Raw genomic sequence first — 21671 nt, 5'->3', positions numbered from 1 at the left:
GGGGGAGACGAAGCCCGACTCGTAGGCGGCGACCACCGCCTGCGTGCGGTCCCGAGCGTTCAGCTTGGTCAGGACGTTGTGCCGCCGCTCCTGCCGCGCCGATGTGATCCGGTGAGGGTCCGCCGACGACTCGCACCGACCTCGTTGCGCACACGCATCTCCAGGACGCGATCGCGGACGCCGGCGTCCACCTCGATGGGGCCCGTGCCGTGCCGGATCGCGTTGGTCAGCGCCTCCTGCGCGACGCGGTAGGCCTCCCGGGAGATCACGGGAGGCACGCCGGACAGGTCGCCGAGCCTCCGGACGACCGGTCTGTCTCCGGTGACGGCGGCGTCGAGCAACGTGGGAAGGTCGTCGAGGGACGGCTCCGGCGAGGCCCGCCCCGCGCCCTCGCGCAGCACGCCGATGACGTGGTCGAGTTCGTCCAGCGCGTTGCGGGCGGAGGTCTCGATCGTCTCCAGCGCGACCCGGGCGGCCGCGGCCTCGAAGGCCCGGATCGGCAGGAGCAGCCCGGTCACGGCCACCGCGGGGAGCACTCCGATGAAGATCAACGGCTGCACCGGCAGCAGCGGATCGCCGGTCGGACGCCACAACGCCGTCGCGACCTCTCCGGCCATCATGTAGGGCATGAGCAGCGCCCCGCCGACGATCAGGCAGGCTCACCTGCGGTAGGTCACGCCGTCGAACAGCGGGGCGAGGACGCGGTTCACGGTCCGATGGTCTCGCACGCGCCGCGAGCACCGTGCCGTACGGTCACGGCTTGTGGACAAGGATCCGCCAGCCGTGTGCGGGCACGAGAGCGGGATCCCCGTCCGCCCCGCCCGCACCGGCGCAGCCGTCCGCCACGGTCAGGCCGGAGACGTCCACCGGGAAGCGGTAGGCGTCGTCGCCGATGTTGAGCAGCGTGACGACGTCCCCCTCCGGTCCCTGGCTGCGCAGCGCGAGGGCTCGGTTGGCGACGTGCTCGGCCTTCGTATGCGCCCGGACCAGCCAGGGGTGCCGGCGGCGCAGGCCGACCAGCCGCTGGTGCAGCCGGTAGACGGGCATGCCGTCCGGCGGCAGGTCGCCCGGGTCGTCGGGGAAGGCGGGCCGGATCGCGTCGTCGCCCCCGGCGCGTTCCTCCTTGATCCCGAGGAACGCCTGCTCGTCGCCGTAATAGAGGCTCGGCACCCCGCCCACCGTCAGCAGGACGGCCAGCGCGTGCCCCAGGTGACGGGGATCGGTGAGTCTGCTGGCCAGGCGCGTCACGTCGTGGTTGCCGACGAACGTCATCGGCGCGAACACCTCCAGCAGCCGGTTGTGCCGGTCGAGCGCCCAGGCGAGCTCGAAGAAGTTGCCGTCGTTCAGCGAGCTCCAGATGGCCTTCCAGAGCTCGTACTGCGTGACCGAGTCGAGCCCGCCCTCGGTCACGTACGCCGTGTAGTCGCCGTGGATCACCTCGCCGACGAACCAGGCGTCCGGATGCTCCCGCCGCACCCGGGTGACGGCCTCCCGCCAGAAGGCGCGCGGCACCGCGTAGGCCGCGTCGAGCCGCCAGCCGGACGCGCCGCGGTCGAGCCAGTGGCCCATCACTCGTACGACGTAGTCGAGGACGGCGGGCTCCGCGTGGTTCAGCGCCACGAGGTGGTCGTGGCCCTCGAACACGGCGAAGCCGCCCGCGCCGTCACCGGGACGGAACCAGCGGGCGGCGGGGGAGTCCGGCCCCTCCGCGAGCGCCCGCGCGAAGACCGGAAACCCCCTGCCCACGTGGTTGAAGACGCCGTCGAGCAGGACCCGCAGCCCGCGCCGCCGCGCCTGCGCCACCAGGTGGTCGAAGTCGTCGTCGTCCCCGAGCCGGGGATCGACGCGGAAATGGTCCACCGTGTCATATCCGTGCGTCTCGGACGCGAAGATCGGGCCGAGCTGGAGACCGGAACAGCCGAGGTTCACGACGTAGTCGAGCCAGTTCTCCAGACGCCGCAGCCGATGCGAGACCGGCGCTCCCTCGGGCGGCGCCGTCAACGGGGCGCCGGTGAAACCCAGCGGGTAGACATGCCACCAGATCGCGTGGTCGCTCCACGACGTCACATCAGCTCCTCACCGTTCGTCCCTCTGATCACAGTGTCGTCGTCGCCGCCCCCTCCCGCGTCGCCGCCCCCTCCACCCGGGCTGCCCGCCGCCCGATAGGCTCGCTCGTCGGATCCGTCAAATGGATACAAAAAGGGGGAATGGAGCCATATGGGTGCCGGACAGGTGGTGCTCCTGCTTCTCGCCGCCGTGGCCGCCGGATGGGTGGACGCCGTAGTGGGCGGGGGAGGACTGCTCCAGCTTCCGGTGCTGCTGCTGGCCGGTCTCACCCCGGTCCAGGCGCTGGCGACGAACAAGTCCGCCGCGATCTTCGGGACGGGTTCGGCCGCCATCACCTACGCGAGCAAGACGAAGCTCGACCGGGCGGTGGCGGTGCCGGCCGCGGCGCTCGCGGTCGCCTTCGCCGGCCTCGGCGCCGCCTCGGCGGCGCTGCTCGACGCGGACGTGCTGAAGCCGCTGGTGATGGTCGTGCTGCTCGGCGTGGGGGCGTTCGTGACGCTGCGGCCGGGGTTCGGCCGCCTGCCCCACCCGCAGTTGCGTACGGGTGCCCGGGTGGTGACGGGGGTCGCGGTCGCGGGCGTCGGCATCGCCTACTACGACGGCATCGTGGGGCCGGGCACCGGCACGTTCCTGCTCATCGCGTTCACCTCGATCCTCGGGATGGACTTCGTCCACGCGTCCGCCACGGCGAAGGTCGTCAACACCGGCACCAACCTCGGGGCGCTCGTCGTCTTCGCCGCGCAGGGCCACGTGGTGTGGGCGCTCGGCCTGGGGATGGCCGTCTGCAACATCGCCGGAGCGCAGATCGGCGCGCGCATGGCGCTCAACCGGGGAGCGGGGTTCGTCCGCGTCGTCCTGCTGTGCGTGGTTGCCGCCCTGGTCGCCAAGCTCGGGTACGACCAGTTCCTCAGTCGATGAGATCGCCCGACCTGCGAGCCGACGCGATCCCGCGTGTCGTCGCGGCAGCGTCGGCGTGACTGGCAACTCGACCGTGTCTGCCCGGTTTGCGGCGTCAGGGCGCGGCGGGCGTGGGTTCGACCACGACCTTGAGCCCGCGCCGGGACACGGCGGCTGAGAAGGCGTCCGGCGTCGCCGCGAGCGGGAAGCGGTCGGTGACCAGGGACGACACGTCCACGGACCCGTTCTCGACGAGGCGGATCGCCCGGGGATAGGTGAGGTTCATCCGCCGGACCAGCGCGAGCGTGAGGCCCTTGCGCCGGGCCAGCGACGCGGGGAACGACGTGCGGTCCTCGTCGGGGATGCCGGCCAGCACGACCCGGCCGCCGGGCCGCGCCGCGGTCATGGCCGTGCGCACCGCGTCGTCGTTGCCCGCCACCTCGAAGGCCACCCGTACGCCGAGGCCGTCGAGCCCGTCGCTATCGGTCCATGCGGCCGGTCCCGCGTCCTCCGGGGACAGGGCGTGGTCGGCGCCGAGCCGCAGGGCGGCCGCGCGGCGGTGCGGCAGGGGATCGACGGCGATCACGGTCGAGGCGCCGGTGAGCCGGGCGAGCTGGATGACCAGCAGCCCGATCGGCCCGCAGCCGACGACGGCGACGGGCGCCCCGAGCCCCACGTGTGCCAGATCCACGGCGTGGATCGCCACACCGAGCGGTTCGAGCATGGCCCCATCCGCGGCGGAGAGCGCGTCGGGCAGCGGGTGCAGCAGGTCGTCGGGCCAGGCGAGATACTCGCGCAGGCCGCCGTCGAGCGTGCCATGCCCGGCGAAGCGGACGTCCGGGCACAGGTTGCCATATCCCGTCGCGCACACCACGCACCGGCCGCAGGGGATGGCGGGATCGACCGCGACCCGCGTGCCGTGACGTGGGCCGCCCTCGATCACTCCGGCGATCTCGTGCCCCACGACGAGCGGATCGTCCAGCACCGCGTCGCCGATGCCGCCCTCGGAATACCAGTGCAGGTCGGAGCCGCACAGGCCGACGGCGGTGACCCGCACGAGGCTCTCGCCGGGCCCGGGCTGTGGGCGAGGTTCCTCGGACAGCCGGATGTCGCCCACCTTGTGCAGCCGGGCTGCCCTCACGGCCTGGTCCCTCGCGTCATCGCCGCTCCCCCTTGATCCGTCCGTTTTCTTGATCGTAACCCCGCGCCCGATCCGGACGTACGGCACCTGCCGCCGCCGGCTCGACGCATCGAGCCGGGTCACGTGTGCTGCGGACGGGCGCGTACGGCCGGGCGGGGCGGTGCTGCGGCCGGCGGCCGGGATGGCCGGGGACGTGCCCGGCGTGTGGTGGGGAAACGGCGGCCCCTCTTCGGTGGAGCTGCGGAGAGCTTCGAGCGGAGATGTGGGAACAGCGGGAACAGCGGGAACAGAGGGAACAGCGGGAACAGCGGGAACAGAGGGAACAGCGGGAACAGCGGGAACAGCGGGAACAGAGGGAACAGCGGGAACAGCGGGAACAGCGGGAACAGCGGGAACAGCGGGAACAGAGGGAACAGCGGGAACAGCGGGAACAGCGGGAACAGCGGGAACAGAGGGAACAGCGGGAACAGCGGACGGGAGAGCGCTTTCCCAGAGCGTGAAGCCTGACGGCCGCCCTGTCAAGGCCGGCGCTCAACACCGGGGAAACCTGCAGGTCATCTAGGAGAAACCGAACCGGGCCGGTCGGCCGTGCGGGTGCGGCGGAGGATCGCCCCTTGACACTCTCCGCCTTCCGCGACACTCTCCTGCTTGGAGAGCGCTCTCCAAGCCGACGGCGGTGAGGAGAGCCGGTGCTCGCCTGGCCGGCACCCCCTCACCTGGGACGACTCCCGCGGCGGCGGGGCCGTCCGCAGTGCTGCCGCAGGACCGCGCTGTGACGGCGCGCTGTTCGTCGGCACGCGTTGCCACGACGCGCGCAGTTCATCGGCGTGCGCTGTGACGGCTCGTGCCGTCCGGAACCGGGCCGTCACCGGCGTGAGGACTGTTCACCCCCCAGGCCGCCCCGCCCTCACGGGCGGGCGGTCGCACCGCAAGAGTGAGGACAACACCCGTGCGCAGACGCAAGCCATATCTCTTCGCCGTCACCGGAGCCCTCGTGCTCGCCGCGACGGCCTGCGGCGCCGACGACTCGTCGTCCACGGCCGGCTCGGCCGGTGGGAGCGCGGCCCAGACGATCACCTACTGGGCGTCCAACCAGGGCACCAGCCTGGAGAACGACAAGGAGGTGCTCACGCCCGAGCTGGACAGGTTCACCAAGGAGACCGGGATCAAGGTGAACCTGGAGGTCGTCCCGTGGGCCGACCTGCTCAACAGGATCCTCGCCGCGACCACGTCGGGCAAGGGCCCGGACGTCGTCAACATCGGCAACACCTGGTCGGCCTCGCTGCAGGCGACCGGGGCGTTCGTGCCCTGGGACGACGCACTGCTCAAGACGCTCGGCGGCAAGGAGCGCTTCCTCGGCCCCAGCCTCGCCGCGACCGGCGCCCCCGGCCAGCCGCCCACCGCCGTGCCGATCTACGGCATGACCTACGGCCTCTTCTACAACAAGAAGATGTTCAAGGAGGCCGGCATCGACAAGCCGCCGGCGACCTGGGACGAGCTGATCGCGGACGGCAAGAAGCTGACCAAGGACGGCAAGTGGGGCCTGGCGGTCGAGGGCGCGAGCGTCAGCGAGAACTCCCACCACGCCTTCATCTTCGGCCAGCAACACGGCGCGGAGCTGTTCGACGCCTCCGGCAAGCCGCAGTTCGACTCCGACCAGGAGGTCGCGGCCATCAAGCAGTACCTCGACCTGATGGCCGTCCACAAGATCGTCAACCCGAGCAACGCAGAGTATGCCAACGGCACCGAGGCGGTGCAGGACTTCGTCTCCGGCAAGGCCGGCATGCTGATGTGGCAGTCGATCGCCACCCAGCTCAAGCAGGCCGGCTGGACCGAGGACGACTACGGCCTTGCCCCGATCCCGCTGCCCGACCCGTCGCAGGGCGGCAAGCAGGTCAACGCGATGGTCGCCGGCATCAACCTCGCCGTGTTCAAGACGGCCGCCAACAAGGACGGGGCACTGAAGTTCGCCCAGTTCATGACGTCGAAGCAGACCCAGCAGAACCTCAACAAGGCGTACGGCTCGCTGCCGACCGTCACGGACGCCTACGACGACCCGGCGTTCGAGAGCGAGACGATCAAGACGTTCCAGCAGATCCTGTCCAGCACGGCCGCGCCGCTGCCGCAGGTGGCGCAGGAGAGCCAGTTCGAGACGCTCGTGGGCAACGCGATGAACCAGCTGTTCGCCGACGTCGCGAGCGGCAAGCCGGTCACCGCCGATGCCGTCAAGGCGAAGCTGACCGAGGCCGACCAGCAGATGGGCGGCTGAGCGGCCCGGTGACCCGGCGCCGGGCGGAGCCTCCGCCCGGCGCCCCGACGCAGACCCTCGACATCGAGAGGAAGTCCGTGACTCCTCCGTCCCCTGAAGAGGACGGCTTCTCGCTGTGCCCGGCCGAGGTGGCCGGGGCAGAAGACGGCCAAACCCTGACCGATGCCCCTGCCGGGCGCACCAGGACGGCATCGGGCGGCACGCGTTCCCCCCATGCGGAGCCCGCACCGGATCCGGCTGCGGTGTCCGCCATGTCGTCCGCCATGTCGTCCATCACGTCGTCCATCACGTCGTCCACCGCGTCCCGGCCCGGCGCGGCACGCAGGCCCGCACCCCCGGAAAAGCCTTCGTCGCCACGAGGCTCCACGTCTCCGGAAACGCCTTCTTCTCCGGGGAGACCTCCGTCTCCCGGCGGCCGGAGGCGGGGGCTCGCGGACCGGGTGCCGGTGCGGGTGCGCCGCGCCGCCCTGCCCTACCTGCTGATCCTCCCGGCCGTGCTGCTCGAACTGCTCGTCCACCTCATTCCGATGCTGATCGGCATCGGGATGAGCTTCCTGAAGCTCACCCAGTTCTTCCTGCGCAACTGGTCGGCCGCGCCGTTCGCGGGGCTGGACAACTACAGCGTCGCCGTCGACTTCGACGGCGCGGTCGGCCGCTCGCTGCTGCACTCGTTCCTCGTCACCGTCGTGTTCACCCTGCTCACCGTCGGGCTGTCGTGGCTGCTCGGCATCTGCGGCGCGGTGCTCATGCAGGGCTCGTTCCGGGGCAGGGCCGTGCTGCGCGCGCTGTTCCTCGTGCCGTACGCCCTGCCGGTCTACGCCGGGGTGATCACCTGGAGCTTCCTGCTCCAGCGTGACTCGGGGCTGGTCAACCACGTGCTCGTCGACCAGCTGCACCTGTTCGGCGAGCGGCCGTTCTGGCTGATCGGGTCCAACAGCTTCTGGTCCCTCATCGTGGTCTGCGTCTGGCGGTCGTGGCCGTTCGCCTTCCTCGTGCTGATGGCCGGGCTGCAGAACATCCCCGGCGACCTGTACGAGGCGGCCGCGATCGACGGCGCGGGCTGGGGCCGGCGGCTGCGCGCGGTGACGCTGCCCATGCTGCGCCCCGTCAACCAGGTGCTCGTCCTGGTGCTGTTCCTGTGGACGTTCAACGACTTCAACACGCCGTACGTGCTGTTCGGCAAGTCGGCGCCGCACGAGGCGGACCTGATCTCGATCCACATCTACCAGAGCTCGTTCGTCACCTGGAACTTCGGCTCGGGATCGGCCATGTCGGTGCTGCTCCTGCTGTTCCTGCTGGTGGTGACCGCCGTGTATCTGGTGGCGACGTCCCGGAGGAGGAGCGATGCGTGACCCCCGCTGGCTGCCGTGGGCGCGGTGGGCCGGCCTCGGCCTGCTCGGCCTGTTCACCCTGACCCCGCTGTACGTGATGCTGACCTCGGCGATCAAGCCGCTGCAGGACGTGCAGGGGGACTTCCACTGGATCCCCACGACGATCACGCTGCGGCCGTTCTCCGACATGTGGCGGACGGTCCCGCTGGCGCGTTACTTCGCCAACAGCCTGATCGTGGCGTCGGTGGCCGCGCTGGTCTCGGTGCTCATCGCGATCTTCGCGGCGTACGCGATCAGCCGCTTCCGCTTCCCGGGACGCCGGATCTTCTCGGTCACCGTGCTGTCGACGCAGATGTTCCCCGGCATCCTCTTCCTGCTCCCGCTGTTCATGATCTACGTGAACCTCGGGACCGCGATCGGGGTCGAGCTGTACGCCAGCCGCACCGGGCTGATCATCACCTATCTGACGTTCTCGCTGCCGTTCTCGATCTGGATGCTGGCCGGATATTTCGACTCGATCCCGACGGCGCTGGACGAGGCCGCCCAGGTGGACGGCAGCGGCCCTATCGGGGCACTGCTGCGGGTCGTCCTGCCCGCCGCGACCCCCGGCATCGTGGCCGTCGCCATCTACGCCTTCATGACCGCCTGGGGAGAGGTGTTGTTCGCGTCGGTCATGACCGACGAGTCGAGCCGCACCCTCGCCGTCGGCCTCCAGGGGTACGCCACCGAGAACGACGTCTACTGGAACCAGATCATGGCGGCCTCCCTGGTCGTCAGCGTCCCCGTGGTGGCCGGGTTCCTGCTGCTGCAGCGCTACCTCGTGCAGGGGCTCACCGCGGGCGCCGTCAAGTGACCCTTCCGTGATCCATCACCCTCGAATCGACACCCCCGAATCGACACCCCCGAATCGATACCCCCGAATCAAGGAGAACCAGCGAATGGAGCCGCAGCGCGGCCATGTCCCCGATGTAACCGCTTTCACCGACTTCGTCTGGGGCGTCGCCACCTCGGCCTACCAGATCGAGGGCGCGACCCTCGAAGACGGCAGGCTGCCCTCGATCTGGGACACCTTCTGCGAGGTGCCCGGGGCGATCGACGGCGGCGACACCGGGAAGGTGGCCTGCGACCACTACCACCGGTGGCGTGAGGACGTCGGCCTGCTCGGACAGCTCGGCCTGGACGCCTACCGCTTCTCGGTGGCCTGGCCCCGCGTGGTGCCCGACGGCACGGGACCGGTCAACCCGCGCGGGCTCGCCTTCTACGACCGCCTCGTCGACGCCCTGCTCGACGCCGGCATCCGGCCGTTCGTGACCCTCTATCACTGGGACCTGCCCCAGGCGTTGCAGGACCGCGGCGGCTGGCCCGAGCGCGACACGGCCCAGCGCTTCGCCGACTACGCCGCCGTCGTGGCCGAACGGCTCGGCGACCGCGTCGCCGACTGGACGACGATCAACGAGCCGCTGTGCTGCTCCTGGCACGGCCACCTGGAGGGCTCCATGGCCCCCGGGGTGCGCGACCTGGAAGCGGCCGTCCGCACCTCCTATCACCTCCACCTCGGCCACGGCCTCGCGGTGCAGGCCGTACGGGCGGCGGCGCGGCTCACGCCGTCGATCGGGATCGTCAACAACCTCAGCCCGATCGACCCCGCGACCGACGGCGAGGAGGACCACGCCGCCGCGCGCCGCCTCGACGGGCACGTCAACCGCTGGTGGCTCGACCCGGTGACCGGCCGCGGCTACCCCGAGGACATGCTCGCGGTGTACGGCGTCGACCTGCCGATCCGGCCGGGCGACCTGGAGACGATCGCCGCGCCGCTCGACTACCTGGGCGTCAACTACTACTTCCGCCAGGTGGTGACGGCCGACCCCGAGGGGCCCGTGCCGTACGCGCGGCAGCTGGAGGTGCCGGGGGCGACGACCACGGCCATGGGCTGGGAGGTCGACGCGACCGGTCTGGAGCGTCTGCTGGTGCGCCTCGCCCGCGAGTACGCCGCGCCCCGGCTGTACGTCACCGAGAGCGGGTCCGCCTGGCGCGACACGGTCGGCCCCGACGGGACGGTGGACGACCCGGAGCGCCTGGCCTACCTGGAGGACCACATCGCGGCCTGCGGCCGGGCCATCGAACAGGGTGCGCCGGTGGCGGGCTACTTCGCGTGGTCGCTGCTGGACAACTTCGAGTGGGCGTACGGATACGACAAGCGGTTCGGCCTGGTGCACGTCGACTACGAGACGCAGGCGCGGACCGTGAAGGCGAGCGGCCACCGCTACGCCGAGATCGTCAAGGCGAGCAAGGGGCTGCGCGTGGCGTGACGGACGCGGCGCCGGTGGTCCGTCAGGCCGACTCGCGGACCACCAGCGTCGGCTGCACGATGACCGAGGTGACCTGGAAGTCCGGGTCCGCGACGTGCGCGAGCAGCAGGCGGGCCATCTCGGCGGCCATGTCCTCCATCGGCTGGCGCACGGTCGTCAGCGGCGGGCGGCAGGTCACCGCGGCGCTGTCGTCGAACCCGATGACGGCGACGTCCTCGGGCACCCGGCGCCCGAGGTCGCGCAGCGCGAGCAGCGCGCCCTGCGCCATGAGGTCGTTGGCGACGAAGACGCCGTCGATGTCCGGGTGCTCCTTGATGAGCCGGTGCATGCCGGCCTCTCCGCTCGCGGGCATGAAGTCGCCCTCCACGGCCGGCACGTACGGGTGGCCGTGCCCGGCCATGGCCTCCTGGAACCCTGACAACCGGTCCTGCGCGGCGGGCACGTCGAAGGGGCCGCTGATGGTGGCCACCCGGCGGCAGCCGCGCGCCACCAGCCGGTCGGCCGCGAGCGCCGCGCCGGCCCGGTGGGCGAGGTCGACGAAGCTGATCGGGATCGGCCGGGCGGGCCGCGCCCACAGCACGGCGGGCAGCGCGGCGTCCACCAGCAGCTTCGGCAGCGGGTCCTCCGCGTGCGTCGAGACGACCAGCGCGCCGTCGGCGCTGCCCTGCCGCAGGTAGGACACGACGTCGTCGCGGGTCTGCGCCGAGTCCGCGAGCATCAGCACCGGATGGATGCCCCGGGGCCGCAGATATCCCACCACGCCGCTGGCGACCCGGCCGAAGAACGGGTCGGCGAAGACGCGCGACTCGAACGGCTCGCCGCCCTTCGCGTCGCCCGCGCCCGACACGACCAGCGCGACCGCCCCCGTACGGCGGGTGACGAGCGAGCGGGCGGCCCGGTTCGGCACATAGCCGGTCGTCTCGATGGCGCGGTGCACCGCCTCCTGGATGTCCGGCGCGACGTTGCGGATCCCGTTGATCACACGCGAGACGGTCGCCCGGGAAACTCCCGCCACACGGGCGACATCCTCCAGCGTGGGGGCTCCCGACGTGCGCGGGAGATCGGTGCTCATGCAGCCATTTATAGCACGAGGTGGAGAGCGCTCTCCGGTTTCGCGCGGACGGCCGGACGGCGTTGGGGACGGGCCGGAATGGCATGATTCGGGCTGCGCCTGCGTGCCGCCGGAGCGGCCACGGGAACGCCACGGCGCGAGGCCGCCGTCACTCGGACGACATGTGAGGAAGGGCGTCTCTGATGCCCGACCACCTGGCCCTTCGGCCGTCACGGAAGCCGACCTGGACGCCTTCGACGCGGCCTTCCAGAGCGAGAGCGGCGCGACCCCGCACCAGTGGTTCGGATTCACTCCGACCATCGCGCTGCGCGAGGCGCTGCGCACGCGCGGGCTCCTGGCGGGAGCCGACAACATGCTCGCCGTCACGGTGGACGGCGAGCTCGCGGGGCGGGTCGAGTGGCTGGAGCGGCGCTGAGTTCGACCTCGCGTCCGGATGAGCCCGGAAATCGCCTGCAAGGCCGCCACCTCGGAGGGGAGGATGAGGCATGGCCATCGATGATCTTCCCGGCGCCATCCGGCTCCCGGACGGCACCCCGGTGCGGGGCCGCGGCTTGAGAAGGCCCACGCCGCCGGGCGCCCTGCCCGACCACGGTCTCTACCTGGGCGGCCGGCGGCTCAGGGACAAGCACGACCACGCCCTCACCTGGCCGCACGAGTGGATCGACTGGCCCGACTTCCTCCTGCCCCGCGACCACGAGCACGCGATCGGCCGCATCCGGGAGCTGCACGCGCACGCGCGGGCGGGCCGCCGGGTCGAGGTCGCCTGCGGCGGGGGAGTCGGGCGCACCGGCACCGTGATCGCGTGCCTGGCCGTCCTGTCGGGCCTGCCCGCCGACCGGGCCGTCGCCTGGGCCCGGGCCGAATATCACCCGCGGGCCGTGGAGACACCCTGGCAGCGCCGCTGGGTGCTGCGCTTTCCCGCCCTCTGACGGACGCCGGGCGCCGGGAGGAGGAGGCCGGTAGCGGTCGTCCGAAATCCGTATGGTTGGGTGCCTCTGTGCTTGTGGACGTGCTGGAGCTGGCCGGGATCGGCCTGGTCGCAGGAGTCGTCAGCACGGTCGTGAGCCTGGCCACGATCGTGTCGTACCCCGCGCTGCTGGCCTTCGGCCTGCCGCCGCTGGCCGCGAACGTCACCAACACGGTCGCGCTGCTTTTCACCGGCGTGGGAGCGGCGGCCGGGTCGAGGCCCGAGCTGGCAGGTCAGGGACGTCTCCTCGGCCGCCTCGGGCTCGCCGCCGGGCTGGGCGGCGCGGCCGGCGCCGGGCTGCTGCTGGTCACGCCGTCGCGGACGTTCGAGATGGTCGCCCCGTGGCTGATCGCGGGCGCCTCGCTGCTGCTGTTGCTGCGCCCGCAGCGTCCCGGGCAGGTGGGCCTCGGCGGGGAGAGCGGTCTGGCGCTGCGCGCGGGCGTCTTCTGCGTCGCCGTCTACACGGGCTACTTCGGCGCCGCGGGCGGGATCATCATGTTCGCCGTGCTCGCGGCGGCGCTCGACCGGCCGGCGGCGGGTGTCAACGCGGTGAAGAACATCGTCTCGGCGCTCGCCAACGCCGTCGCGGCCGTCTGGTTCGCCCTGCTCGGCCCGGTCGACTGGGCGGCGGTGGGCCCGCTGGCCGTGGGGTTCCTCGCGGGCGGCTGGCTCGGCCCGGCGGTCGCGCGCCGCCTGCCCGGCCAGACGCTGCGGATCGCCGCGGCCCTGTGCGGCCTCGCGGTCGCGGTCAAGCTCGGCGTCGACGCCTACCGCGGCGGCTGAGCGGCGATCCCGGTTTGCTCCGCCGCGGCGACGGCCTCGGCGTGCCGGGCACGCAGGCGCTCCCGGATCTCCTCCGGCGTGTACGCACGCCGCCGCCGCTCGGCCCGGGCGATCACGACACCGGTCGCCGCGACCCCCGCGAAGGCCGCCAGACCGAGTATCTTCCACCAGCGCATGTGCCTAGGCTACTGCCGTGGCTCATACGCGGATAAGTCTCGACAAAGCGCTCGAACTAGCCCGCACGGGCGACGTCTGGGTGTTCCGCGGACGCAGTGCACCGGACCGCGCCATCCAGGTCACCACCAACAGCCCGGTCAACCACGTCGGCATGGCCGTCGTCATCGAGGACCTGCCGCCGCTCATGTGGCACGCCGAGCTCGGCCGGTCGCTGCCCGACATGTGGTCGGGCACGCACCAGCGCGGCGTCCAGTTGCACGACCTGCGCGACGCGGTCCGCGTCTGGGCGGCCAGGTACGGCCAGCGCGCCTGGCTGCGGCAGCTCGAGCCGTCCGCCACGAGAGAGATGGAGGATGCCGTCCTGCGGACGATCGCGCGGCTGGACGGCACGCCGTTCCCGTCCACGGCCCGCCTGGCCGGGCGCTGGCTGCGCGGGCGGCTGCCCTCGCTGCGCCGCGCGGCGCGGATCGGCGCGGCGGAAGGTGCCCGTGGAGGTACGGAGGACGGCGCGGGGGAGGGCGCGATCGATCGTGCGCTGGAGACGGCCTACTGTGCCGAGGTCGTCGCCGTGACGTACGAGGCGATGGGCCTGCTGCCCGCCGGCCGCCGTCCCAACTGGTATGACCCGGGGAGGTTCTGGAGCGGCGACAACCTGGCGCTGAGCGGGGGTCACCGGCTGGGCGGGGAGATCGCGGTCGACGTCCCCGGCGGCGAGGCGCCCTGACCGGTCATCGGCGAAACCGGTCTCACTACCGGCCGGTACGCACATGTTTCAAAGTTTTTCTCACAGCGGTCAACCTAGGGCCGTCGAGGCGCGTCAGGTGTAGGCACCGTTCGTCCAGACCCGGAGGGCAGAGCCCCATGCCTACTCCTGAGATGAGACGCGAGGATCTCGCCGGAACCACCGAGCGGGAGAGGCAGGCGCGTCTCGCACTCGACGCCCTACGCCGCCAGGGTCCAGAGGCGGTGCAGGAGGAGACGCTCCGCATGAAGTCCGAGCTGTTCCGGTTGTACGGCTGGGAGGGGTACCAGCGGGTCATCGCCAAGATGGAGAGCGACCTGGCGCGGCTGCACGAGTCACGCTGAGCGCCGCGGCGGCGGTCACCCCGAGGACACCCCGGTCAGCCGGGCGCGCGCCTCGGTGTGCATCACGCGCGTCTTCGGTTTGGTGTGCTGCTGAAAGTTGCAGGCACTCACTGAGGATCGCCCAGCTCACCGGGCCGACCCGCGAGCATGCCTTGACCGGGCCATCGCCCCGCGCCACGATCTGCGCGTCCCACGCCCGACCGTAAGCGCAGGGAGCCCGATGACCGGCCGCCCAACCTCCGTCCGACGCCGCATATGGGCGGCAGCCGTCGCCGCGGTGCTGCTCACCGCCTGGCCCGCCGCGTCACCCGCCGGCGCCGTCGACGATCCGCCCGCGCCGGTGACCGGCAGCGCCACCTACTTCGACGCCCTCGGCTCGCCGTACGGCGGCTGCGGGCTGCCGCAGTCGGAGCTGGACTCGCAGGACTTCGTCGCGCTCAACGTGTACGACACGCCCGGCGACTACTCCTTCTACCCCCGGCCGCTCACCGGCGCGAACGCGTCCAAGGCCGGGCTGTGGAACAACGGTCTCAACTGCGGCCGGTATGTGCAGGTGACGATCTCCGACTACTGCACCGGCGTCAACGACGGCGCGCCCGGCCAGGCGTTCTGCCGCAACGGCTCGTGGGTCTCCGACGCGTACAACGGCGCGACGCTCACCATGCTCGTCGCGGACAGCTGTGGCGACTCCAACGGCTGGTGCCGCGACGACCGGTATCACCTGGACCTGTCGAAGCCGTCGCTCAACAAGTTCGTCAAGAACGGGGCGCCGGTCGGGGACATGTACCCGAACCACTGGAACAACCGCCACGTGACCTGGTCGTTCGTCCCGGCGCCCGGCTACAGCGGCGACATCAGGATCGGGTTCATGAAGGGCGCGCAGGCGTGGTGGCCCGCGATCGCCGTCTCCCACCTGCCCAACGGCATCCACGGAGTGGAGTACTACGCCGACGGCACCTGGAAGCAGGCCCAGATGAACTCCGACATGGGCCAGTCGTACATCATCGGCGGGGTCACCCAGGGCGCGACGCAGTTCCAGATCCGGGTGCGCGACGCGTCCGACGCGCTGCTGAACGGCGGCCGGGTCTACAGCTTCTCCCTGCCCGCGTCCTGCGGATCGCAGTGCGGCGCGGACTACACCGCGGCGAGCTACACCACGACCACGCCCAGCGGCTCGCCGTCCCCGTCGCCGTCGGCGTCTGCCTCGGCCTCCCCTTCGCCCTCGGCGTCCCCGTCCGCGTCGCCGTCGGCCTCTCCTTCCGCGTCCCCCTCCCCGTCGCCCAGCCCCAGCCCGTCGCCGTCGGCGAATCCGGGCACCTGCCAGGTGACCTATCAGGTGGCCAGCTCCTGGCAGGACGGCTTCACGACGAACGTCACCGTCAAGAACACCGGCACGACGACCTGGCAGAACTGGACGGTCACCTGGGACATGCCGTCCGGAGTGAGCCTCGTCAGCGGCTGGAGCGCGACCGTGACCGCCGGCGGCACCCGCTGGACGGCCAAGGCGCCTTCGTGGGCGACGAACCTCGCGCCCGGCGCGTCGGCGAGCTTCGGCTTCCAGGCGTCCGGCCCCTCCTCACCGGGGGCGAGCGGGTTCACCTGCTCCTGAGTTCTGCTCCTGACTCTCGGGCCTGCTCCCGGCTTCCGTTCCCGACCTCCGGCCGGCTCGCGCGCCTCGTCGCCGCGCGAGCCGGCCGCGTCATGCCCGCCCATGAACCCTGACACGGGGAGGAGAAAGGTCCCGCCGGGCGGGGACCAGCGGCCCTGCCCCGGACGTCGCGCGGGCGGTCGGATGGAGGCAGGAGCACAAGGAGGAGCCATGGCCGAACCCGTCATCGTCGGCACCGACGGATCACGCCCCGCGGCCGCCGCGGTGGAATGGGCAGCGGGCGACGCGGCACGCAAGGGCCTGCCGCTGCGGATCGTCCACGCGGTGGACCGCCTGCCGTACGAGATCGCACGCTATCCCATCCCGATCGAGGACCAGCTCGACCGGGCCGGCCGGCGGATCCTGGAGGAGGCCGAACAGGCCGTGCGCGAGACCCACCCGGCCGTACGCGTGACCACCGCCATGATCGAGGGCGACCCGTCCCGGGTGCTGCGTCAGGAGGCCGGGAACGCCGCGGAGATCGTGATCGGCAGCAGGGGCCACGGCGGGTTCACCGGCATGCTCCTCGGGTCGGTCGGCATGCACGTCGCCGGTCAGGTCGACGTCCCCGTCGTCGTGGTGCGGGCCGGGGTGTCGGCGCCCCACGGGCTTGTCGTCGTCGGCGTCGACGGCTCCGACGAGGCCGCCACCGCTCTGACCTACGCGTTCGAGGAGGCGCGGCTGCGCGACTGCCGCCTGCTCGCCGTGTATGCCTGGCAGCTTCCCGTGCACCCCTTCGCTCCCGAGATCGCGTACGACGTCGACGAGGTGCGCAAGGCCCAGGAGGACTACGTGGCGGGGGCCCTGCGGGCCCACCGGGACCGGTATCCCGACGTCGCCGCCGAGATGCGGGCCGTCTGCGGGCATCCGGTCACCGCACTGGTGGAGGCGGGGGAGAAGGCCGACCTGCTCGTCGTGGGGTCGCGCGGGCGCGGCGCCGTCGGAGCGGCGGTGCTCGGCTCGGTGAGCCGGGCGGTCCTGCACCACGCGCACCGCCCCGTCGCCGTGGTGCGGGCTCCCCGGAGCTGAGCGCGGAGGTTCCACCCCCGACTTGAGGGTTGACGCACGGTCGTCAGCGGATTTCCCGGAAAAGCCTTATAAAGGACTTGAATGAGAAACTTGAAGGAGGAATCCAGCGAGAAAAGGACCTCGTGTGACCGAGAACGACGTCATCGCATTCGTGTCCGGCCTGCCGGGTGTCGTCGCCTTCACCGCCGCGGAGGACAACGGCGCCCCGCAGGCGGCATGGGGAGACACCTTCTTCTACTACGACCCCGACGACGAGCCGGCCAACCGGAAGATGCCCTTCGCCACCATCGTCGTGAAGGACTACGAGGGGTTCGACACCGCCTCCGACCTGAACCGGCCCGGGGTGTTCCGGGTCAACATCGGGGTCGGCCGCGCCGTGTTCGAGGAGCTGCTCGGTTATCCGCCGGCCGCCCACGCCGACCACCACGAGGCGCTGGACTACCGCGTGCCCGACCGGATCCTGCCGCATCCCCTGTACGCCACCCAGTCGTGGGTCTGCGTGCTCAACCCCGGCGACGGCACCGCCGAGCAGGTGCGCGCTCTCCTCACCGGCGCGCACACCCGCGCGGCCGCCCGCCACAGGACGGGCGAGTGCACCACCCGGGCGTGACCCCCGCGCCCGCCGCCGCCCGGTGGCGGGTGTTAGCGTGGCCGGGGATGCGATCTCCGAGGAGGTTCCATGTCGGTTCTCGTCGCGTTCAGCGTCACGCCGATCGGCGCCGGTGAGGACGTCGGCGAGATGGTGGCGGAGGCGGTGCGCGTGGTCCGCGCGTCGGGGCTGCCCAACCGCACCGACGCCATGTTCACCACCATCGAGGGCGAGACGTGGGACGAGGTGCTCGCCGTCGTCAAGGACGCGGTCGCCGCCGTGGAGGCCCGCTGCTCCCGCGTCAGCCTGGTGCTCAAGGCCGACGCCCGCGCCGGTGAGGGCAGGCTCGACGCCAAGGTCGCCACCGTCGAACGCCACCTGGCCGAAGGCGCCTCCTGACCCGGGCCGGGGCGTGGGCCACGGTCAGGTGATGGCGGAGGAGCCGGCCAGGGCGGCCTTCAGCGCCGAACGGGACAGGTGGTCGGCGGCGCGCGTCGTCTCGGGAAGCCGGTGACGCGGGGTCAGGGCCAGCACGTCGTGGCAGGCGGTGTCGAGGTCGACCCGGTGGCCGACGGAGACGAAGACCGGCTTCACGCCGTCCTGGGTACGCAGCACCCGGCCGACCACCTGGCCGTCCAGAAGCAGCTCGCTCCACGAGCCGCGCTCCCGGCAGGGCGGCTCGAAGGAGCCGACGAAGGCCGTCTTGCCGACGCCGATCGTGGGCAGGCCGGTGAGCACCCCGAGGTGGCAGGCGAGGCCGAACCGCCGGGGATGCGCCAGGCCGTACCCGTCGCAGACGATCAGGTCGGGCGTGACGGTGAGCCGCTCCAGCGCCTCGACGAGGCTGGGCAGCTCGCGGAAGGCGAGCAGGCCGGGCACGTAGCCGAAGGCGGGTCGTCCCGGCACCGTCACCTGCTCGACCACGTCCAGGCTCGCCCCGTCGAGCACCACGACCGCGGCGGCCAGCAGGTCGCCGGCGTAGGCCACGTCCACCCCCGCCACCAGGGCGGGGTCGCGGGGGCCCGGGCCGGTCAGGTCCAGCCTGGGCCGCAGGGCGTCCTGGATCGCCTCCGCCTCCTCCGCCGAGGCCGGAGCGGCGATGGAACAGACCTTCATGCCGGGAACGATAGACGCCGTGGTCGCCGACCCGCACAGGGCGCTCGTGGCGGGCCGGCGAGACGAGGTCGCCGGCCCGCCACTCGCCGGCTATCGCACCGTCAACTTCTGGTAGTCGGCGGCGTGGGGCCGGTAGGTCGGATTGCCGGAATAGGCCACGTGGACCGGGTAGACCCCGCGCTGCAGATCGGCGGTCCGCAGTGTGACGACGGCCTCGCCGTCCGCCAGCGGCACGACCTGCACGGTGCCGCCGAAGGTGACGGTGACCTCGCCGGTCGGGGTCGGAGCGTTCTTCTTCTGCCCGCCCGCCGGACCGACGGTCACGTCCAGCGCGAACGTGTTCCCGCGGACGACCGACGCGGGCGCGGTTTTCGCCTTGACCTTGACGGCGTTCTGGCCGGACGGCACCTGGAACGACGCCGTGCCTTCCGATGCCTTCAGGTAGTCGAAGCCGAGGTACTCGGCCTTCACCGTGCGGGCACCCGCAGGCAGATCCGCCGGCAGCGTGACCGTGGCCGTGCCGTCCTTCAGGTGGGCGAGCTTCGACCACGAGCCGACGCTGAACCGCACCTGACCGCCGGTCTCGAACCCGTCGGCCGCCTCGACCGTGGCGGTGGCCGTGGTCGTCTGGGCCCCGGTCGCGTACGGCTCGACAGCCACCTCGGTGGTGGTCGTGACGTCGCTGTTCGGGATCCCGCGGATGTCGTTCCACTCGCGGAGGGTGATTGGGATCACGGTGCCGTGCCGCGGACGGGCCACGCCCGCGTTGGTCATCGTGAGCGCCTTGGCGTTCCAGGTCGGAGCCTCGATGTTCTCGTGGCATGCGGCCTGGTATCCGCCGCCGTTCGTGTACCGGTCACCCCAGAGGTAGAACTGGCCGGGGCAGGAGGTGTCGCCGGGGTTGGCCTTGAAGATGATCGGCCCTTCGTACCCCTGGTTGGCGACCCACGTCGTGCGCCCCAGAGCCGGAGCGACCAACGTCCAGTGGTCGATGTCGCTGTCCAGGAAGTCGGTGTGCTTCTCCGAGAAGATGTCCGAGCCCTGGTTGCCGGCCTCGTTCTTCGTCACGCGGTAGTAGTAGTCGCCGACGCGTATGGCGGTCGTGTCGATCCGTGACAGCGGGGCCGGGTTCTGCCACACCTGCGGATCCGAGAACGTCTGGAAGTCGCGCGTCGTGGCGTACCACATCTGAGCGTTCCCCTGACCGGTGCGGTTCACCGGGTCGTTCCACAGCGACTGTGCCCAGAAGACGGCGTAGGCGCCGATCTCGTCGACCCACAGCGACTCGGGTGCGAAGGCGTTGCCCGCGTTGTCGGGCGCGATCTTCACGTGTCGCTGGGGAGTCCAGTGCACGAGGTCGTGCGACTCGAACACCTCGATGTACTGGGTGTCGTTGATGGCGTATCCGCCCTGGTCGTACCAGTTCAGATCGGTGGCGATCATGTAGAACGTGTCGCCGTCGGGGGAGCGGACGATGTGGGGGTCACGAAGGCCCTGGTCGCCCAGCTGCGAGATGAGCGACGGCCGGCCTCCGGTCAGACCGGTCCAGTCCAGGGCGGTGTTCCCGTTGGACGTCGCGAACATGATCTGTTCGCCGTCGGCGATCCCCTCGCCCTTGAAGTACCCCATGAAGTACCGCTCGTACTCCTCGGACCGGGGCATGGCGGTGATGGTCACCGGGAACGACTTCGTCTTCGAGGCCGAGCCCTTGGTGATGGTCGCCGTCAGGACGGCGTCGACGTCCGCACGGCCGAAGGCGGGGCGGGTCACCTCACCCGTCGGGGTGATGAGGTCGGTGGTCGACTTCCAGGTGATCGCGGAGCCGAACTCGCCGGTGGCGGGGAGGTCGATGTTTCCCCGCACGTGGTCGGCGGCGTGCAGGGTCAGGTCGGATGCGTCACGGTCGACCGCCTGCGCGTCGTCGAACTCGGCCTTCACCACGATGGGAATCTCCCGTGTGGTGACCTCTTGGGCGCCCTTGCGGACGGTCGCCGTGAGCGTGGCCGTCGCGTCGGGCCGTCCCCGCGCGGGCCGGGTGATCTTGCCGATCACCGCGACCTTGCGTGCGCTGGGGAGGGCCGGCGGGGTGCGGACCTCGACGACCGACGGGTCAGAACTCGTCCACGTGATGGCCGAGCCCGCCACGGAGCCCACCTTGGGCAGAACGATGTCGCGTACGATCGCGCTGGTCAGACCGAGATCGATGGCCTCGGCGTCGGCGCGCACGCCATCGGAGACGGTCCTTTCCGCCAGGGCGAGTGTCTCGTCGAGGCTCACTGCCCGGTCGTAGACCCGGAAATCCCGGATCGTTCCGCGGAACGAGTAGTGGCCCGACGTCTGCGAGCGGGCGAGGAAGTTGCAGTTGGTCCCCGCGGCGTTCAGCGACGGCGGTGTGGTCAGGTTCGTCGCCGTCGCGTGCAGCACGCCGTCGAGGTAAAGCCGGCCGGTCCAGCTCGCGCCGTTCGCGTTGAGCGACTGGGTGTAGGTGACGTGCGTCCAGGCTCCCTCGGGCATGCGGACCCGATTCTGCTGGAGGTTCGCCGAACCCACCGCGATGCGGAACCGCTGGGTGTTGGACGCGAAGATGGAGCCCTGAGCGCCGGTGTCGGCGTCACACGAGCCGGACTTCGCGCCGAAGCTCCACATCTGGTGCTCGCCGACGTTCGCCGGGTCGATCCACACGTCATAGTCGACGGTGAGGTTCGACATGCCGGCGGTGATGTCGTCCGGCAGAGCCACGTACGCACCGTCGAGTGCGCTCTCGTAAGAGTCGGGGTTGAACCTGACTCCATCGCCGGTCAAGGTCGCCTTTTCCGGATGCACGAGCGTGGCGTTCGCCGCCGGGCCCGCGCTACCCGAGTTGACCAGCGTCGTCCCACTGGTCTCGTCGAGGGCGAAGTGGTGCACCAGGCCCTCGTCGAGCTGCTCCTCGGCAGCCTGTGAAGGCGTCGCCGCGAGCGAGACCGAGAGAAGCGCACCCAGCGCCAGGCCCGCGACACCTCTCCCCGTTCGGCCCGGTCTGCGACGCGATCCTTGCTGTCGCGATCTCAATCGATTCTCCTTGATCCGGTCGCCGTGGACACGTGAGGCACGGCCCTGTCCGGGGCGGGGCCGGCCGCGGGCGCGGAGAGGCGAAGCCCGGAAAGAGTGGTCAGCGTGCCGAGGCCAAGCGTGATCAGGCCCCGTCGAG

At 71.4% G+C, this 21671-nt stretch carries 21 protein-coding genes; 14 read left to right on the top strand and 7 right to left on the bottom strand.

The genetic code is table 11. The features are described from left to right. Window positions 1-68 precede the first annotated feature (68 nt). Both HCK04_RS19460 and HCK04_RS19455 read right to left on the bottom strand, forming a co-directional pair. On the bottom strand, window positions 69-629 hold the full coding sequence (locus tag HCK04_RS19460) for a hypothetical protein (RefSeq protein ID WP_142648790.1): 561 nt from the start codon (window positions 627-629) through the stop codon (window positions 69-71). A 124-nt stretch (window positions 630-753) separates the two neighbouring features. Further along, on the bottom strand, window positions 754-2067 hold the full coding sequence (locus tag HCK04_RS19455) for an alpha-amylase family protein (protein WP_142648789.1): 1314 nt from the start codon (window positions 2065-2067) through the stop codon (window positions 754-756). A gap of 150 nt (window positions 2068-2217) precedes the next feature. On the opposite strand from HCK04_RS19455, the gene HCK04_RS19450 reads away from it, so the two are divergent. Then, on the top strand, window positions 2218-2985 hold the full coding sequence (locus HCK04_RS19450) for a TSUP family transporter (protein ID WP_142648788.1): 768 nt from the start codon (window positions 2218-2220) through the stop codon (window positions 2983-2985). 94 nt (window positions 2986-3079) lie between these two features. Here the strand turns inward: HCK04_RS19450 and HCK04_RS19445 are convergent, their stop codons facing one another. Beyond that, entirely contained in the window at window positions 3080-4105 is a 1026-nt protein-coding gene (locus tag HCK04_RS19445; RefSeq protein WP_142648787.1) for an alcohol dehydrogenase catalytic domain-containing protein, read from the bottom strand. 949 nt (window positions 4106-5054) lie between these two features. On the opposite strand from HCK04_RS19445, the gene HCK04_RS19435 reads away from it, so the two are divergent. The 4 genes from HCK04_RS19435 to HCK04_RS19420 all read left to right on the top strand — a co-directional run bounded on the left by HCK04_RS19435 (window position 5055) and on the right by HCK04_RS19420 (window position 10014). Then, a complete protein-coding gene (locus tag HCK04_RS19435) occupies window positions 5055-6374 on the top strand; it encodes an extracellular solute-binding protein (protein WP_142648786.1) in 1320 nt (439 codons plus the stop codon). Window positions 6375-6820: 446 nt separating this feature from the next. Beyond that, a complete protein-coding gene (locus HCK04_RS19430; RefSeq protein WP_260617333.1) occupies window positions 6821-7726 on the top strand; it encodes a sugar ABC transporter permease in 906 nt (301 codons plus the stop codon). Further along, entirely contained in the window at window positions 7719-8558 is an 840-nt protein-coding gene (locus tag HCK04_RS19425; protein ID WP_142648785.1) for a carbohydrate ABC transporter permease, read from the top strand. Before HCK04_RS19430 ends, HCK04_RS19425 begins: the two co-directional genes overlap by 8 nt. A gap of 85 nt (window positions 8559-8643) precedes the next feature. Next, complete coding sequence (locus HCK04_RS19420) at window positions 8644-10014, top strand: GH1 family beta-glucosidase (RefSeq protein WP_142648784.1); 1371 nt, start codon at window positions 8644-8646, stop codon at window positions 10012-10014. A 22-nt stretch (window positions 10015-10036) separates the two neighbouring features. On the opposite strand, the gene HCK04_RS19415 is transcribed toward HCK04_RS19420, so the two are convergent. Then, window positions 10037-11086 carry a LacI family DNA-binding transcriptional regulator gene (locus tag HCK04_RS19415; protein ID WP_142648783.1) on the bottom strand — a complete coding sequence of 350 codons (1050 nt, stop codon included), beginning with the start codon at window positions 11084-11086 and terminating at the stop codon, window positions 10037-10039. Window positions 11087-11249: 163 nt separating this feature from the next. On the opposite strand from HCK04_RS19415, the gene HCK04_RS19410 reads away from it, so the two are divergent. The 3 genes from HCK04_RS19410 to HCK04_RS19400 all read left to right on the top strand — a co-directional run bounded on the left by HCK04_RS19410 (window position 11250) and on the right by HCK04_RS19400 (window position 12836). Then, window positions 11250-11501 carry a hypothetical protein gene (locus HCK04_RS19410; RefSeq protein ID WP_142648782.1) on the top strand — a complete coding sequence of 84 codons (252 nt, stop codon included), beginning with the start codon at window positions 11250-11252 and terminating at the stop codon, window positions 11499-11501. 70 nt (window positions 11502-11571) lie between these two features. Beyond that, the gene (locus tag HCK04_RS19405; protein WP_142648781.1) at window positions 11572-12015 is read left to right on the top strand and encodes a protein-tyrosine phosphatase family protein; all 444 of its coding nucleotides are present in this window, start codon (window positions 11572-11574) and stop codon (window positions 12013-12015) included. A 68-nt stretch (window positions 12016-12083) separates the two neighbouring features. Beyond that, entirely contained in the window at window positions 12084-12836 is a 753-nt protein-coding gene (locus HCK04_RS19400; RefSeq protein ID WP_260617332.1) for a sulfite exporter TauE/SafE family protein, read from the top strand. Here the strand turns inward: HCK04_RS19400 and HCK04_RS19395 are convergent. Beyond that, window positions 12821-13012 (bottom strand): hypothetical protein, encoded by a 192-nt coding sequence (locus HCK04_RS19395; protein WP_142648780.1) that lies wholly within the window; start codon window positions 13010-13012, stop codon window positions 12821-12823. The two genes, HCK04_RS19400 and HCK04_RS19395, sit on opposite strands and share 16 nt — an antisense overlap. Window positions 13013-13029: 17 nt before the next feature. On the opposite strand from HCK04_RS19395, the gene HCK04_RS19390 reads away from it, so the two are divergent. The 6 genes from HCK04_RS19390 (at window position 13030) to HCK04_RS19365 (ending at window position 17764) form a co-directional block, all read left to right on the top strand. Further along, window positions 13030-13737, top strand: coding sequence for a hypothetical protein (locus HCK04_RS19390; RefSeq protein ID WP_142648779.1), 708 nt, complete (start codon window positions 13030-13032; stop codon window positions 13735-13737). Between the two features lie 152 nt (window positions 13738-13889). Beyond that, window positions 13890-14099, top strand: coding sequence for a hypothetical protein (locus HCK04_RS19385; RefSeq protein WP_142648778.1), 210 nt, complete (start codon window positions 13890-13892; stop codon window positions 14097-14099). A 220-nt stretch (window positions 14100-14319) separates the two neighbouring features. Further along, window positions 14320-15708, top strand: coding sequence for a cellulose binding domain-containing protein (locus HCK04_RS19380; protein WP_142648777.1), 1389 nt, complete (start codon window positions 14320-14322; stop codon window positions 15706-15708). A gap of 210 nt (window positions 15709-15918) precedes the next feature. Then, a complete protein-coding gene (locus HCK04_RS19375; RefSeq protein ID WP_142648776.1) occupies window positions 15919-16776 on the top strand; it encodes a universal stress protein in 858 nt (285 codons plus the stop codon). 124 nt (window positions 16777-16900) lie between these two features. Continuing rightward, on the top strand, window positions 16901-17386 hold the full coding sequence (locus HCK04_RS19370; protein WP_142648775.1) for a DUF6194 family protein: 486 nt from the start codon (window positions 16901-16903) through the stop codon (window positions 17384-17386). Between the two features lie 69 nt (window positions 17387-17455). Next, a complete protein-coding gene (locus HCK04_RS19365; RefSeq protein WP_142648774.1) occupies window positions 17456-17764 on the top strand; it encodes an MTH1187 family thiamine-binding protein in 309 nt (102 codons plus the stop codon). 24 nt (window positions 17765-17788) lie between these two features. Here the strand turns inward: HCK04_RS19365 and HCK04_RS19360 are convergent, their stop codons facing one another. Then, window positions 17789-18481, bottom strand: coding sequence for an endonuclease V (locus HCK04_RS19360; RefSeq protein WP_142648773.1), 693 nt, complete (start codon window positions 18479-18481; stop codon window positions 17789-17791). Between the two features lie 90 nt (window positions 18482-18571). Beyond that, window positions 18572-21532, bottom strand: coding sequence for an immunoglobulin-like domain-containing protein (locus HCK04_RS19355; RefSeq protein WP_168066068.1), 2961 nt, complete (start codon window positions 21530-21532; stop codon window positions 18572-18574). Window positions 21533-21671: the final 139 nt, after the last annotated feature.

It is taken from the genome of Microbispora sp. CL1-1, assembly GCF_012034195.1.
Taxonomy (GTDB): domain Bacteria; phylum Actinomycetota; class Actinomycetes; order Streptosporangiales; family Streptosporangiaceae; genus Microbispora.
The sequence above is the reverse complement of the archived record's forward strand: the minus strand, read 5'-3'. Positions and strand labels throughout refer to the sequence as shown.

Bases quoted from the DNA above. Each gene is read 5' to 3' on its own strand.
- HCK04_RS19460 (WP_142648790.1), bottom strand. From the start codon at position 629: ATGCCCTACATGATGGCCGGAGAGGTCGCGACGGCGTTGTGGCGTCCG.
- HCK04_RS19450 (WP_142648788.1), top strand. From the start codon at position 2,218: ATGGGTGCCGGACAGGTGGTGCTCCTGCTTCTCGCCGCCGTGGCCGCC.
- HCK04_RS19425 (WP_142648785.1), top strand. From the start codon at position 7,719: ATGCGTGACCCCCGCTGGCTGCCGTGGGCGCGGTGGGCCGGCCTCGGC.
- HCK04_RS19420 (WP_142648784.1), top strand. From the start codon at position 8,644: ATGGAGCCGCAGCGCGGCCATGTCCCCGATGTAACCGCTTTCACCGAC.
- HCK04_RS19415 (WP_142648783.1), bottom strand. From the start codon at position 11,086: ATGAGCACCGATCTCCCGCGCACGTCGGGAGCCCCCACGCTGGAGGAT.
- HCK04_RS19405 (WP_142648781.1), top strand. From the start codon at position 11,572: ATGGCCATCGATGATCTTCCCGGCGCCATCCGGCTCCCGGACGGCACC.
- HCK04_RS19395 (WP_142648780.1), bottom strand. From the start codon at position 13,012: ATGCGCTGGTGGAAGATACTCGGTCTGGCGGCCTTCGCGGGGGTCGCG.
- HCK04_RS19385 (WP_142648778.1), top strand. From the start codon at position 13,890: ATGAGACGCGAGGATCTCGCCGGAACCACCGAGCGGGAGAGGCAGGCG.
- HCK04_RS19380 (WP_142648777.1), top strand. From the start codon at position 14,320: ATGACCGGCCGCCCAACCTCCGTCCGACGCCGCATATGGGCGGCAGCC.
- HCK04_RS19375 (WP_142648776.1), top strand. From the start codon at position 15,919: ATGGCCGAACCCGTCATCGTCGGCACCGACGGATCACGCCCCGCGGCC.
- HCK04_RS19365 (WP_142648774.1), top strand. From the start codon at position 17,456: ATGTCGGTTCTCGTCGCGTTCAGCGTCACGCCGATCGGCGCCGGTGAG.
- HCK04_RS19360 (WP_142648773.1), bottom strand. From the start codon at position 18,481: ATGAAGGTCTGTTCCATCGCCGCTCCGGCCTCGGCGGAGGAGGCGGAG.